Source organism: Pseudotamlana agarivorans (assembly GCF_018860245.1).
Classification (GTDB): Bacteria; Bacteroidota; Bacteroidia; order Flavobacteriales; family Flavobacteriaceae; genus Pseudotamlana; species Pseudotamlana agarivorans_A.
In genome coordinates this window covers 444,987-461,475 of sequence record NZ_JAHKPD010000018.1, presented here as the reverse complement: position 1 = coordinate 461,475, position 16,489 = coordinate 444,987, and the positions used below count along the sequence as shown (strand labels likewise).

Genomic DNA, 16,489 nt, shown 5'->3' with positions numbered 1-16,489 from the left:
GATGATTTACAGATTTAGAGTCATATTAGACAATGATACCAAAGACGAAGACGTTTTTCGCGATTTAGAAATTCGTGACACCGATACGCTTGAAGACTTACACAACATCATTACCCAATCCTTCGGGTTTGATGGTACAGAAATGGCATCATTTTACGTAAGTAACGATATCTGGGAACAAGGTGAAGAAATCTCTTTATTCGATTTAAGTGAAGAAGCTACCGCGCGTTTAATGAATGAAACTTCTTTAGACGGTTTGCTAGATGAAGATCAAACAAAACTAATATATGTTTACGACTTTTTAAGCATGTGGACTTTCTTCGTGGAATTGGCCGAAATAGTTGAAGAAATGGAAGGACATGACTACCCTAACCTGATGTATGTTCAAGGTCAAGTTCCAGAATTTGCGCCTGAAAAAACTTTTGAAGCTGACGCATTAGACGATTTTGATGAATTTGAAGATGATTTCGATCCTGAAGATTACGATCAATTAGATTTTGACGAAAACTGGAATTAATATTTCTTCTTCTTAAAAACATCTAAACTTACATTCTCATAATTACGTGTTAAAAACTCTAAGGAAAATCTTAGAATTTCACCCATGTTTTTACTTTTCTTGAAATTCACATCGTGGGTGTAATTGAATATAGTGGTTTTAAGTAACTGAATATTTTCTTCAGTAGAAACCTCATCACTTTCTAAACAACCGAGTAACATTTCAACACGTACATGTGAACTTTTTAAGCGTTTTACCAAAATGGAACGCTCTTCTGTTTTATATTGATCGATGGATAGTTTTTGAATAATATTTGATACTAATTGCACCATTTCATAGTTTTCCTTAAAAAACTGGGGCCTGTAAATATTAAACTTGCCCTCGTAAGATTGCTGGTCGAAATCTATGGCCCTAATTTTATAAACCACTTTATCAAAATCATGTGTAGGCACAATAACATAGTTATAAGAGCGCATATCACCAAGTAGACGTATCATACAGCGCTCATTAAACTTCACAAACTCTTTTGCGATTTGAGCTTTTTCAGATTTAGTACAATTAGGCAGCATATTTTTAATAAACTCATCACCAGGAATTCCTGCAATATGCTCTTCAATTAACGTGTTTTCATAAACAAGAAAATTCAAATTATAAGGCGATAACATGTGCTCCAGTTCCAATCCATAAACACGAGAAGCATCGGCTGTTTTAATATAGAAATAAGTTGAATTATCATTCAGTACATTTCTAATTTTAATTCTGAAAGGTTTTGAATTTCCAAATGTGCAATAATCAATAGCATCAACGCTTAAAAAGGGCAAAATGTTTTCATTTCCATCTGAATGAAAAATAGTGTAAACCTTTTTTAAAGAAGATTCAATCTCCTCACGTTCAAATTCATTGTAGTAAACACGAATCCATAAGGTATCATTATCATCCTTGTCATACACAACAATCGACCCCTGAAACCTAAGTAAATCATCATAAAAAATAGGAATTTCTACGTTTCTATTATATCTTGATAAATACTCGTTAAGTTTCGCAGTTATAGGGTACGAAGGCTTTCTTTTGGAAATTTTTAAATCTTGCATATCTCTTAATCTTGTTCAAATTTAACGTTTTTAAAGCTATAATTTGTAACATAATTGCAGCCTAATCGTCATATTTAAAGTAAGTCAAAACCACTAAAAAGTTAACCATTAAAAATACACCTTTTGGAAACCATCCTTAAAATTGAAAATCTCACCAAAAAATTTGGCTCTTTAACTGCTGTTAATAATTTATCTTTTACAATAAATAAAGGTAACGTTTACGGTATTTTAGGTCCGAACGGCAGCGGAAAATCGACCACTTTAGGCATCGTACTTAATGTCGTAAACAAAACACAAGGTCAATTTAGTTGGTTCGACGGTACTGTTAACACCCATGAAGCACTAAAAAAGGTTGGTGCTATTATTGAACGTCCCAACTTCTATCCGTACATGACGGCCATGCAAAACCTAAAATTGGTTTGTAAAATAAAAGGTGTGGATTTTAATAAAATTGATGAAAAACTTGAAATAGTAGGCCTAATAGAAAGAAAAAATAGCAAATTCAGCGCGTTTTCTTTAGGCATGAAACAACGTTTAGCCATTGCTTCGGCCCTGCTAAACGACCCAGAAATTTTAATATTAGATGAACCAACTAACGGTTTAGACCCACAGGGCATACATCAAATTAGAGAAATTATTAAACAAATTGCCTCAAATGGTACCACTATTTTATTGGCTTCCCATCTGTTGGATGAAGTTGAAAAAGTATGTACCCACGTTGTTGTTTTAAGAAAGGGTGTTAAACTCTATGCCGGTCGTGTGGATGCTATGACTTCTAGCCATGGCTTTTTCGAACTTAAGTCGAATAATAATCCTCAAATGGTAAAATTACTTGAAAACCATACATCGTTTAATGAAATAAAAACACAAGATAACTTGGTTACCGCTTTTTTAAATAAACCTTTAAAATCTGAAGATTTAAACACATTCATGTTTGAAAATCAGGTTGTATTAACACATCTAGTGCAACGCAAAGAAAGCCTAGAAGAGCAATTTTTACAGTTGACAGACCATCAATAACAGCCAAAAAACAAATTAAATGTTCAGACTTTTAAATTTAGAATTACAAAAGCTACTCCTTAATCGAACCAGTAAAATTTTGATATTCGTATCATTCATTTTACCATTTTTCGTTATTCTGTTATCATCCTTAAAAATAAACGTTTTTGGTTTTTTCACCCTGGAGTTAGGAGAATTAGGCGTGTTTAACTTCCCTTTAATATGGCACCTAACCACTTTTTTTGCTTCACAATTTAAATTCTTTTTTGCTATTGTCGTCGTAAGTATGATTGGCAATGAGTACAGTAACAAAACCATAAAGCAAAATCTTATTGACGGTTTAAGTAAAAAGGAGTTTATTCTATCAAAATTTTATGCCATTGTATTCTTTTCACTAGTTTCAACGGTGCTTATATTTTTTATCACTTTGAGTATTGGCATGTATTATTCCAGTTATACAGAGGCTTCAATAGTTTTTAGTAATATCGAATTTCTATTAGCCTACTTTGTTAAATTAATGGGTTTCTTTAGTTTGTGCTTATTTTTTGGCATGCTAGTAAAGCGTTCTGCTTTCGCCTTAGCGTTTCTATTTATTTTATTTATTGTTGAATGGATATTATACGGTATCATGGCTTGGAAATTTAATAGTGCAATTGCCGAACGTATTCAGAACTGTTTTCCGTTACAATCAATGTATAAATTAATAGATCAGCCCTTCCAACGCATTACCATGTCTAAGTTTCCAGATAAAACCAGCTTGACTTACGACTACGCAGTACATTCATATGAGATTCTCATCGTTTTATGTTGGACCGCTCTATTTGTGTTTTTGTCCTATAAACTTCTAAAAAGTCGTGATTTATAATATCTTTGAAAGTGTACGCTATACAAAGATGAAAAGACACTTACTATTAATTATTTGCTTATTCTCCATCAATATTTTTGCCCAAAACCAGGCTGCAAATTGGTATTTTGGAAATAAAAGTGGGGTTCGATTTGACTCTAATAATAACACCGTTACCGCAGTTCAAGACGGTAAACTAAGTACTCTTGAAGGCTGTACATCCATCTCTGATGATTCTGGTAATTTACTCTTTTATACAGACGGCATAACCATTTGGAATAAAAACCATGAAATCATGTCAAACGGTTACGGCTTATATGGCGACCCTTCTAGTACCCAATCGGCTATCATAGTCCCGAAACCTGATAATGATAAAGTTTATTTTGTCTTTACAGTAGATGATTTTGGAGACGAATCTGGCATTCGTTATGGATTCAACTACTCCATAGTCGATTTAACCTTAGATGGCGGTCTTGGTGAAGTCACAACAAAGAATATTAATTTATTACGAGACTCTGCCGAAAAGATCACTGCTGTACTAAAAGACTGTGTTAGCAAATCTTTCTGGGTACTTACCTATGCTTCACAAAACGGAAACTTAGATGTCTTTGATACTTTTCACGCTTTTGAAGTTACCAATCTAGGGGTGAATTCAACCTCAATAAAATCTACTTTCGCCAAGAAAACAGAAGATCGAAGAGGGTATTTAAAATTATCACCGGATGGGTTAAAAGTGGCATGTGCGAATTTCTATGATGGCCTCGACATTTTTGATTTTGATGTAGCCACGGGAAAAGTATCAAACCAAAATACGCTCATTCCACCAAGAGTTAGCGCTGCCTATGGCGTTGAATTTTCTCCTAACAGCAACTTACTTTACGTTCAAACATCTAACATTCTTCCTAATGACTCCAATATTAATGACCCGAATATTCATTACTCGAAATTAATTCAATATAACCTATATGCTACTCCAGTCCAAGCTTCAGCAGTTACACTTGATGATCGACAAATCTATAGAGGCGCCTTACAATTAGGTCCTAACGGAAAAATTTATCGTGCTTTAAGCGCTGCGTATCTTCAAGGTGTTCCATATTTAGGTGCAATAAATGAGCCTAACAAAATAGGTTTGAATTGTGATTATAATCATCATGCTATTAACCTTTCTCCTTCATTTTCCACACAAGGGTTACCGCCTTTTATCGCTTCCTTTTTTAACAAACAGGTTGATATTATCAAAAATGGAGAACAGAGTACAACCTTAACACTTTGCCAAGGTGACCAATATGCACTAGTCGCAGACCTACTACCAGGAGCGACCTATAATTGGTCAAAAAACAGTATACCACTTACCGAAACCAGCAACCAATTATTGGTTCAAGCATCAGGGCATTATGAAGTTATAATAAACCCAAATAATGGAGATTGCTTAAATGAAGGAGAAGCTTATGTTGTGTATAATCAAAATCCAACAGCATTAAACCACACCTTATTTCAATGTGAAGAAGATGCCATTTTAGACGGAAAAACGGTTTTTAACCTCAACGAAGCTTTTTTAAATCTAACAGGCTATGAAACCGATAGAACCATTGAATTTTATACCGATTCTGGCAGAACCCAGAAAATAGATGGTCAGGCCTTCACTAATACCGTAAACCCACAAATTATATTCACTAAGGTCATTGATAATAATACCTCCTGTTTTTCAGTTTCAGAATTAACTCTAGATGTTAGTACTACCGACATTAATGATGCAACTTTAACAACTTGTGATGATGATGGTCTTGAAGATGGCTTCTATAATTTCAACCTAACAGTAGCCAACCAAGAAATACTTAATGGGATTTCAGTAAATCTAGATATTAATTACTATGAAACCTACGAGGATGCGCTGTTAGAACAAAATCCACTTGATGATTTTTACACAAATACTACGGCTTTTTCACAAACTATTTTCGCCCGTGCTGAAAGTGGAAATAATTGTTTCGGTATTAGCGATGTATTTTTAGGAGTTAAAAAATCATTCGAAGTAACTCCTGACACTGAGTTATATTATTGTTTAAACGATTACCCTGCCTCTGTACGTATTCATGCTGGTGTATTACATGATTTGCCTAGCAACTACACTTATATCTGGAGTACCGGGGAAACCACAGAAAGCATTCAAGCAAATACAATTGGGGCCTACACGGTTACTATAACCGATACTTATGGCTGTTCTAAAAGTAGAACTACAACGCTTTCTCCTTCCAATATTGCAACTTTTAATCAAATTGATGTTGTTGATGCGTCAAAAAATAACAGGATCACAGTTACCGTATCTGGAGAAGGAAAGTATCAATATCAATTAATGGATTCAAGTGACCATATTGTATTCGATTTCCAAGACAGTTCTACTTTTGATAATGTGTATCCGGGACACTATACTGTGGTAGTAAAAGACGTTAAAAACAATTGTGGTAATGTAAATGAAAAGGTTTCCGTTATTGGTTTTCCTAAATTCTTTACACCAAACGGTGATGGTATTAACGATACCTGGCAAGTTTATGGAATTTCTGGAGTCTATAAAGACCATACAAAAATTCTAATCTTTGACCGGTATGGAAAACTTCTCAAAGAACTTCACCCGCAAAATGAAGGTTGGAATGGCACCTTTAATGGAGAAAAATTACCAAGTGCTGATTACTGGTTCTCTATAAAATTAGCCGATGGAAGAATCTATAAAAACCATTTCACTTTGAAACATTAAGGTTTAAAACCAAATTATATTGTATTTCAGCTAATGTTTTTTATTTCCAATAAAATATATCATACTTTTCCATAAAATATAACCTTTTTGATTTAATTAGCCTTCAAAATCAACTGAAATACTTACTATAATGAGATCTAATTACCTTATCTTATTTACTTTTTTTTGCTGTAACGTTATGTTTTCACAACGTATAACAGTAGATGATTCTGTAGATCTAACCACATTAATTCAGGATAACTTTGTAGATGGATGTGTAAACATTAGCAATATTAACTCACCAGTAAACGGCATTGATAGCGGATTTTCTAGTTATGCCTATTTTGAAAGAGGCAACTCCAATTTCCCTTTTGCTAATGGTATTATGCTTTCCACAGGAGGAGCAACTTCGGGAGGTAATTCTACAATAACACCGACGCTTAGTGAAGGGTCCACAGCATGGGGCACAGATCCCGATTTGGAAGCTGCACTTGGTACTACCGACGTCCATTTAAACGCGACAGCCATTGAATTTGACTTTGTTTCTATTTCGAACCAATTTCAATTTAATTACCTATTAGCGTCAGAAGAATATTTTGATATTTACCCTTGTCAGTTCTCCGACGGCTTCGTTTTCCTTATCAAAGAAGAAGGCTCTTCAGCCCCTTTTCAAAATATTGCATTAATTCCAAATACGAATATACCCGTAAATACCAAGACCGTTCATGATGAGATATTTGGTGTTTGCCCTGCAGAAAACAACCAGTATTTTCAAGGGTATAACGTTGGCGACACTAATTATAATGGTAGAACCACTGTTTTAACGGCTTCTGGAACCATTAAACCCAATGTAAAATACCGCATTAAACTTATTATTGCCGATCAAACTAATGGCGAATACGATTCTGCTGTTTTTATAGAAGGTGATAGTTTTAGGGTTTTAGATTTAGGTCCAGATATTTCTACTTGTGAAACCTCAGCAATCATTGATGCCAACATACAAAATCCAGCAGCGTCCTATTCTTGGTATTTAAACAACACCTTAATTCCTGGAGCCGCAAATGAAACTTATACAGCAACCAAAGATGGCACCTATCGCGTTGATGTTTCGGTTCTAATAAACGGCTCTATTTGTATTGAACAAGATGAAATAGATATCGTTCTTAATACCGAAGAACCTATGGAAACGCTTCCAGATTACGAATTATGTGATGAAATTGGTAGCAATGGTACCAGGAATTTTGATCTCACAACCAAAGATGCACAGGTAGCCTCACGAAGTCCTTTTACAAATTATGAATTCAGTTACCATTTATCTGATGCTGAAGCCAGAAATAACCAAAACCCCATTACAACACCTATTACAAATTCAAGTCCTTCACAACCAATATATGTTAGAGTTTTTGATTTGGATGGTAACTGCTATGCGTATTCCAGTTTTAACATTGTTGTAAATTCACTTCCAAATATTATCTCCCCTACTCCTTTAGAAGTTTGTGATAGTGATGATACGCCAGACGGCTCGACATATATCGATTTATCTGAAAAAAATGATGAAATTACTGGAGGAAACCAAGATTTATACCTCTCTTACCATTTAAGCCAGTCTGAAGCTACAGCAGGTACAAACCCCATTACTAATAATCTTTATAAGAACAGCTCTGCTAGTGATATTGTATATGTAAGAGCTGTTAATATAAATACACGATGTGCTACAACAACATCACTAACAATTAACACTCAAATTAGCCCAATTGTAAACAAAACAGACCCACAATTTATCGATGCTTGTGACACAGATTTAGATGGTCATGCTCTTTTTGATCTAACAGAGGTTCTCCCTAATATACTTAATGGGTTGACCGGAGTAAACACCACGTTCCATGCTAATTATGAAGATGCAAATAACGGCACAAATCCAATTGCCGATGAAACAAATTATGAATTTACTAACGGTTTTGACGCCCCTGGATTTACAAGCATTTATCTTAGAGTTGAAGACTCTGGCACAGGCTGTGCTTCTGTTGTCCCATTTGAAATACACACCAATTTATTATTAACAGCAACGGATACCGGAGATTTTGCAATTTGCGATGAAAATGATGACAGTACCGACACCGCGAAATTTAACTTACTCTCAGTTGAATCCTTTATAGCTAATGACCTTCCTTTCCCGATCTCAGTTGAATTTTACGAAACTGAGGCAGACCGAAGTGCAGGAAATAGCGTAGACAAAAACCAATTTTACGAAGCTACAAGTCCGCACACCTTATACGTTTCTATTGGAGATGGTGCTTGTACTCAGGAAGCTGAGATCAACCTTAGAGTAAACCCCGTTTTATTGTTTACCAGTCCGCCTATCGCATATTGCGATGATGATGATGATGGCATTGTTGATATCGACTTACAATCTTTGGATGAAACAATTACAGGAGGTAATGCTAACTTTAATGTAACTTACTTTGAAACTGAAATAGATGCGGAAAATAACGATACTTCCAATAGATTAACTAGATATTATCGAAACACCAATCCAATTACAACATTATATGCGCGTATCGCTAGCGTTGGGGCAACTGGGTGTTCGACAGTAAATGAATTTCAAATTGAAGTTGTTACCGCACCTTCTACCAATAAACCCAATGATATTATTATTTGTGATAACGATCAAGATGGTTTTTCTATCATTAATTTAAATAGTAAAACATCCGAAATCGTTTCCAATACTGCGGGATTAGACGTTGATTTTTTCACATCACTAAATGATGCTCAAAATAAAACCAATGAAATTCCTGAAACACAACGTGATGCTTATAACACGGAAACACAAACCATTTATATTCGTGTAGAAGATACTGTAAGCCCAACGGGATGCTTTGCTATTGAATCTTTTGAAGCCATAGTCAACACAGAACCTGTTTTTCCTGCGATTAGTAATTATCAAATTTGTGAATCTTCTGGAGCTAGTGTATCCGATTTTTACCTCTATGAAAAAGATGCCGAAATTTTAAACGGGCAAAGTGGCAAGGAAGTTTATTACTTTGAAGATGCTGCATTTACAAGTCTTATTGATAAAAACACTGCCTATCAAAACACCTCAAGAATGCAAACCATTTACGTTCTTGTTGAAAATATTTCAGATCCAAATTGTTTTGGTACTTCAACCTTTGTTTTACAAGTATCTCCAGACCCAGTTTACAACCCAGTTACTCCTTATTTGGTTTGTGATGATAAATCAAACGATGGTAAAAATGTATTTAATCTCGATGAAAAAGCTAACGAAATAAGTCAAGGCCTTTCCGGAGATATTCTAAATATTTCCTTTCATGAAACGCGAGATGATGCTAATAATAACACCAACTCTTTACCAACAAACTATACCAATATAACAAATCCTCAAACGATTTTTGTTCGAATTGAAAGTGATGACTCTTTATGTTTTGTCGTTGAGGAAATTGGCATTAATATAATTACAGCTCCAAATGTTACCGACGCTTTACCTTTAGTTTATTGTGATGCTGATTACGATGGTATTACTAATTTTGATTTAACTACAGCTGATTATGACATTTTAGATCGCGTACAAAGCAACCTTATCATAAATTATTTTAATGAATTATCAGATATTAATCAAAGTGATGGATTAGATAATTCTAATGAAATATCAGATCCTTCCAAATTCAATACTGGTGCAAAAACGGTCTATATTAAAGTGGCAAATACATTAACGGGCTGCTTTAGTATTATCCCAGTTGAGCTTATTGTTAATTTACCACCCCTGTTAAATCCAATAGGCAGCTATCCAATATGTGATAATGATTCAGATACGTTTGATTTAAACATAATAAATGATCTTATAGTTGATGATCTCTCAACGGTTAACATCTCCTACTACAATACCTTGTCTGATGCTGAAAACAACACAGCACCTTTAGCTTCTATTTTTAATTATTCAGCAAACCAGCACACCTTATTCTCAAAGGTTTCAAATGCTACAACTGGGTGTTATTTCATAGCACCATTTGATTTAATAATAAACCCTAACCCTATAGCAAACACACCTCCAGATTTAATAAGTTGTGACGATGATTTTGATGGACAATTTTCATTCAATCTTTCAGAAAATTCGCTTCCTATTATAGGAGCACAAGATCCAACACAATTTACCGTAAGTTATTATGCCAGTTTAACAGATGCAGAAGATAAATTAAATTCATTACCTAATACCTATTCGGCATACGACGGCGAACCACTTTTTGCAAGAATTGAAAATAACGCGACGGGCTGTTTTAACACCACACAATTTACGACAATTGTACACCCTTTACCACTAATTCCAATTGAGGATGTTGTTACCCTTTGCCGCGAATCATACCCGCTATATATTGATGCCTATACTGGTGATCCAGCTGATACATATTTATGGTCTACATCGGTTAATGCTTCAGCTAATAACGCAACACTTTCAGAAATCGCTGTAACACCAAGTCAATTAGGAACTTATTCGGTAACTGTTACCACACCAAATAACTGTAGTTTTACAAAAACATTCACGGTTATAGAATCGGAGCAAGCTGAAATCACCTTCACTTCTACTCTAGATTTTTCAGATCCTAATCGTATTTCTGTGGATATAAATCTGAACCGAATTGGCGATTATGTTTATATTTTAGATGGAGGCACACCGCAAAAAACTAATGTTTTTGAAAATGTAAGTTTTGGTAATCACACCGTAACGGTTCGTGATTTAAATGGTTGTATGGATATTACAAAAGATGTTTTTGTCTTTGATATACCTAAATTTTTCACACCTAACAACGACGGTTTTTATGATACTTGGCACATTGTTGGTGCAGACCAATTACCTGGTAGTTTAGTTCACATTTATAACCGACAAGGCAAACTGTTAAAAACACTACACCACAGTTCACCTGGCTGGAACGGTACTTTTAATGGTGAAAACATGCCTACTGATGATTATTGGTTTGTGGCAAGCATTATACAAAATGGTAATGAAATGGAAATAAAAGGACACTTCACACTAAAACGATAATACTTAATTACGAAAATATTTTATTTTTTTTAAGCTAGAAAATTAAACCTTTTGCACTTTACTGAGTCTTAAAGTCTTAAAAGGCATATTTTAGTCTTTTTTGTACCCTAAACTAAACCAAACGACCACGCCTTATAAATGCAAGCTCATAATCATTTAAGATATTTATTATTTATTATTTTCATATTTGTAAGTCACTTTGCTTTTTCTCAATTAAGCAAAACCCATTACATACCACCATTAACTAGTTCCTCCTTTGGGAATGCAAACCCAGAAGACCAATACATCTATATATCAACACCTAGTAATAGTCCTGTACCCTACACCATAATCCCAGTAGGTCAGCCTGCAAATAACTACATAACAGGTATGGTATCACATACATCGCCCATAGTACAATCTATTGGCACAGGAAACGGACAATTATTTATGTCTTCAACGCTTACGAGTGTTGTAACAAACAACAAAGGTTATATTATAGAAGCAGAAGCACCAGTATATGTTTCGGTAAGAATGAATGCTGGAGGAGGTGCTCAGGCTGGAGCCCTCGTTAGCAAGGGACTTTCTGCGTTAGGCACTACTTTTAGGGTTGGAAGTTATACCAATGAAAACCCCCAGGACAATTATTTAAATTTTGTTTCTGTAATGGCTACTGAAAATGACACTCAAATAACTTTTGATAATTTGCCTACAGGTTTAATTATTAAAAATTATAATGGTACCACACCGATATCAGTCACATTAAACGAAGGGGAAAGTTATATTGTGGCAACTAACAGTTTTGATAGTGTTACAAATAGAGACGGCTTAATTGGTTGTTTAGTAACTTCTGATAAGCCTATTGTTGTCAATTGTGGCTCTGCAAATGGAAGTTTTGGAAGTGGTAATGGTAGAGATTATGGTTTGGACCAAATTGCAGGACTTTCTAAAGTTGGTAGTGAATATATTTTTGTTAAAGGACATGGAGATAATTCCTGGGAAAATGTGCTGTTAGTGCCTCACACATATCCAACAGATGTTTTTATAAATGGGAACACGACACCAATCACCATTTCGGCAGCAAATAGATATGCGTTAATAGAAGGTACCTCGTACAATTCAAATGGTAATATGTATATTTCTACTAGCGGAAAAGTTTTCGCTTATCAAGGTATTGGCTCCTCAGGTGAAGCCAATCAAGGCATGTTTTTCGTGCCGCCATTAAGTTGTGAGACTCGAGGCAACATAGATAATATTGCTTTTATTGATGAAATAGGAAGTACAACATATAGCGGAGGGGTTTCGATAGTAAGTAAAAGTGGTGCTAACATAACCATAAACAACCAACCTCTTTCTAATTTTTCTACGACAGGACCAAGTAATGTCGATGGAAAACCAGATTATGTAACCTACCAAGTTACCGGGTTAACAAACCATGTTTCAGTTCAAGGTGATGATGAATTATACGTCGCTTATTTTAATGCTAACGGAGCGGCAACAACTGGTAGTTTTTACTCTGGATTCCCGACGAAACCAGAAATTAACTTTGAAACTGAATTTAACACCCTTGGTAACTGCATTCCAAATATTAAATTAGAAGCAGCGAATGCTACAAATTTTGATTCCTATGAATGGTTTTATGACGATGGTACTGGTTATCAATTATTAGCGGCTAATGTTCCTAAGATAACGCCAACTATTCCTGGGAAATATAAATTAATCGGCATTATTACTTGTACAGGGGAAACACTAGAATCTACAGAAGTTCCTGTAAGTATTTGCCCAGATGATATTGACAACGACGGTATTATTGATAATCTCGATATAGATAATGACAACGATGGCATTCTAAATTGTTTAGAGTCTCGAGGTGATGTTGTGCTTGATTTATCCAACACACGTCCACCTAGATTAGCCTTTCAAGACGGCACGATCAATTCAAATATAGCAACTGATAACGGTACTACTAGTTCAATGAGGCTCACTGCAACTGGTAATATTTTTAGCGATATCACTGCCTCGAGTAACGCTGTAGAAACCTATGATATTTCCTTTACGGAACCGGTTAACATTAAGTTTTCTGAAGATGTATCTCATGTACATACTTCCGTAGATGGCGAATATTTCATTGTAAAAATAACACCTTCAAACAAAAACATTACCCTGGTAGATCCAGATCACAGATTATTAGTAGACTCTAATTTTGATGGGTTATTTGAATCGGGTGTCACTCAAATTTCTGGTTCAGAAATACATTTTAAATTCAACCCTACCCCTTTGGGTAATACACCTTATAACTTTTTAGCAAATCAGGTAAGCGGGTTTTCCTTTACCCATAAACTTGATAATCTTTCAAATTCATCAAATTTTCAAGCTAACCTTTCTTTAACATGCTTCAAAAATGATCATGATAATGATGGAATTAAAGATGAATTAGACCTAGACAGTGATAATGATGGTATTCCAGATTTTATTGAAAACCAAGGTGTATTTTCACCTTTGACAGGCGTTGATTCTAATCTTGACGGGCTTGATGATGCTTACAACATGACGCTATCACCTGTTGACACGGATGCAGACGGCATACTCGATTTTTATGATTTAGATAGTGATAACGATGGAATTTACGATTTAATAGAATCTGGACAATTTAACATTTTACTTTCAGACACTAATTTGGATGGTATTGAAGATGGGCCAAATTTTGGTGTAAACGGATGGGCAGATGCCGCTGAAACCACACCAGATAGTAATTTAATAGGCTATATACTTCCAGATACCAATTCCGATTTAATATTTAATTATATTAATCTAGATAGCGATGGCGACCTTTGTAGCGATGTTCTTGAAGCTGGTTTTTCTGATGGAAATAGTGATCATTTATTAGGTGACACGACCATAACAGTTGACCAAAATGGCATTGTAAATAATGCCAACGATGGGTATACCATTCCAAATAACGATTATGTTACTATAGCACCTTTAACGGTTCAAACACAGCCTATAGATATGATTATTTGTGAATTGGTCACGGAAACCGTATCTGTAACATCAATAGAGGCAGAAACTTACCAATGGGAAGTTAGTAACGATGGTGTTAATTGGCTACCCGTTATTGATAATTTGAACTACAATGGCGCGCAAACCGCTAGCCTAAATATTTTGAGTGCTCCAATAACCTTAAACAACAATTTATATCGTGTGTTTCTAAATAGGACAGGCAATTCTTGTGGGTTATATTCCAACGAAATTAAACTTACAGTAAACCCGAACCCTGTTGTAAGTTCTCCAGTAATTTTAATTCAATGTGATGATGATGATCCAAAGAGTTTGGGTTATAGTCCGTTCAATTTAACCGAAGCCAATGATGAAATATCATCAAATGCAATTAATGAAACCTTTACATACTTTAAAACTGAATCTGCGGCCATTTCTGGTGATGTTACAAATACAGATTACATAAATAGCCCTACCGATTACACAAACACTACAGTAAACTCAGATACTGTTTGGGCTAGAATTGAATCTCAACAAGGCTGTACTTCTACCGCTCGAATCGACCTGAAGGTTTCAACAACGACTATACCGTCTTCCTTTTTAATGACTTACAATCAGTGTGATGACTTTTTAGATATGGATGGTCATGATAATGCAAACAACGATAACAAAGACGGTATTGCAACATTTGATTTTAGTAATGCCAAAACAGTTATTGAGAACTTATTTCTACCACAAACACCTACCATATCTTTTTACAGAAATGAGGTAGATGCTCTGGCTGAAATCAATAAAATAATTAACATCACAGATTACCGAAATATTGGATACCCTCACTCTCAATTTATATACGTGCGAGTTGATAGTCAGTTAAGTAATGATTGTTTAGGTTTGGGTCCACACATTTTACTGGATGTTGAAACTTTGCCTATTGCTAATCCTGTAAACATTCCTAGACAGTGTGATTCTGATACAAGCGATGCTATATTATCATACCCTTTTGACACCTCTCAAATTGAAACTGAATTATTGAACGGGCAAAATCCTGCAGATGTTGTTATTACCTATTTTGATGAAAATGGTCTTGGCTTGCCTAGCCCGTTACCAAACCCTTTTACCTCAGAAAATCAAGTAGTAACTGTTAGAGTTACCAATAGTTCAACTTTAGCTCCAGACGGTCCGTGTTATAATGAAACCACTTTAAATTTTATTGTAGATGAACAACCTATTATAGCGCAAACTATTGCTCCGCAAATAGCCTGTGATGGCACAGCTTCCGATATTGAAGATGATGGATTTTATCCCTTTAACACAAGTAATTTTACGAGTACTATTATAGGTTCTCAATCTAATATGACCGTTTTATACGATTATGTAGACGAAAACAATATCGCTATTATTGAAAGTAGCACTTTACCAAATCCGCTAGTTTCAGGTAATCAAACCATAATTGTAAAAGTTATTAATCCAATAAACACGAGCTGCTACGCATCAACATTTATAGATTTAATTGTAAATCCTCTACCCGACTTTACTGTTGAATCGCCAAGACTTGTGTGTTCATCCGATCCTACTTTTTCGATTCTATTAAACACCAAAAACACGAATACTACTGAAGTTTTTGATTACGAATGGTTATGGACTAGTTTAGACGGTTCTGTTTCCAATCAATTCATATCAAATGCTACTGAAATCACGGTGTCCTCTCCTGGTACTTACACGGTAAAATTAACAAAAACAGATGGCACAGGATGCGCTCGATCTGAAGACATCCTTGTAGAGGCCTCCGAGTTACCAAACATCTCACAAGATGATGTAACCATAGAAGAATTGCAACAAAATAACACGGTTACTATAGATCCAACCAACCTAGGGATGGGCGCCTATGAATATGCGCTTTCTGAAGTCGGCTCAACAAGTATTGACTATCAATACGACCCCGTTTTTCACAACGTAACTCCTGGCTTTTACACTATATATGTTATGGATGTCATCTGCGGAACTGTAACCCTAGACATATCAGTAATTGGTTATGATCGATTTTTTACACCAAATGGAGACGGTATTAATGACACGTGGAAGATAGGTGGCTTAGGAGATCAAGTGCAACCAAATACAGCTATATATATCTATAACCGCTACGGAAAATTACTAAAACAGCTTGCCGTACAATCAGATGGTTGGGATGGGACTTATAAGGGAGAAAAATTACCAACCGATGATTATTGGTTTAAAGTTTTTCTAGAAGATGGAAGAGAATTTTCAGGACATTTCACTTTAAAACGATAGCATGCAAATTTTG

General features: G+C 35.1%; 7 protein-coding genes. 6 read left to right on the top strand and 1 reads right to left on the bottom strand.

Translation table 11 applies throughout. The features are described 5' to 3' along the window. The first annotated feature begins 1 nt into the window (after window position 1). Entirely contained in the window at window positions 2–517 is a 516-nt protein-coding gene (locus tag KO493_RS12970; protein ID WP_216068395.1) for a plasmid pRiA4b ORF-3 family protein, read from the top strand. Here the strand turns inward: KO493_RS12970 and KO493_RS12965 are convergent. Beyond that, window positions 514–1,587 (bottom strand): hypothetical protein, encoded by a 1,074-nt coding sequence (locus KO493_RS12965; RefSeq protein WP_216068394.1) that lies wholly within the window; start codon window positions 1,585–1,587, stop codon window positions 514–516. The genes KO493_RS12970 and KO493_RS12965 overlap by 4 nt on opposite strands. A 123-nt stretch (window positions 1,588–1,710) precedes the next feature. Between KO493_RS12965 and KO493_RS12960 the strand changes: the two genes are divergently transcribed. From KO493_RS12960 to KO493_RS12940, 5 genes are all read left to right on the top strand, one after another. Then, entirely contained in the window at window positions 1,711–2,607 is an 897-nt protein-coding gene (locus tag KO493_RS12960; RefSeq protein ID WP_216068393.1) for an ABC transporter ATP-binding protein, read from the top strand. 19 nt (window positions 2,608–2,626) lie between these two features. Further along, window positions 2,627–3,451: an ABC transporter permease gene (locus KO493_RS12955; RefSeq protein WP_216068392.1), complete on the top strand. Its 825-nt coding sequence runs from the start codon at window positions 2,627–2,629 to the stop codon at window positions 3,449–3,451. A 28-nt stretch (window positions 3,452–3,479) separates the two neighbouring features. After that, on the top strand, window positions 3,480–6,179 hold the full coding sequence (locus KO493_RS12950) for a T9SS type B sorting domain-containing protein (RefSeq protein ID WP_216068391.1): 2,700 nt from the start codon (window positions 3,480–3,482) through the stop codon (window positions 6,177–6,179). Between the two features lie 130 nt (window positions 6,180–6,309). Next, window positions 6,310–11,211: a T9SS type B sorting domain-containing protein gene (locus KO493_RS12945; RefSeq protein ID WP_216068390.1), complete on the top strand. Its 4,902-nt coding sequence runs from the start codon at window positions 6,310–6,312 to the stop codon at window positions 11,209–11,211. A 138-nt stretch (window positions 11,212–11,349) separates the two neighbouring features. Beyond that, the gene (locus tag KO493_RS12940) at window positions 11,350–16,476 is read left to right on the top strand and encodes a T9SS type B sorting domain-containing protein (RefSeq protein ID WP_216068389.1); all 5,127 of its coding nucleotides are present in this window, start codon (window positions 11,350–11,352) and stop codon (window positions 16,474–16,476) included. The last annotated feature ends 13 nt before the right edge of the window (window positions 16,477–16,489 follow it).

What these genes read in the sequence shown, in the direction of transcription:
- KO493_RS12970 (WP_216068395.1), top strand. Translation starts at nt 2, where the DNA reads ATGATTTACAGATTTAGAGTCATATTAGACAATGATACCAAAGACGAA.
- KO493_RS12965 (WP_216068394.1), bottom strand. Translation starts at nt 1,587, where the DNA reads ATGCAAGATTTAAAAATTTCCAAAAGAAAGCCTTCGTACCCTATAACT.
- KO493_RS12955 (WP_216068392.1), top strand. Translation starts at nt 2,627, where the DNA reads ATGTTCAGACTTTTAAATTTAGAATTACAAAAGCTACTCCTTAATCGA.
- KO493_RS12950 (WP_216068391.1), top strand. Translation starts at nt 3,480, where the DNA reads ATGAAAAGACACTTACTATTAATTATTTGCTTATTCTCCATCAATATT.
- KO493_RS12945 (WP_216068390.1), top strand. Translation starts at nt 6,310, where the DNA reads ATGAGATCTAATTACCTTATCTTATTTACTTTTTTTTGCTGTAACGTT.
- KO493_RS12940 (WP_216068389.1), top strand. Translation starts at nt 11,350, where the DNA reads ATGCAAGCTCATAATCATTTAAGATATTTATTATTTATTATTTTCATA.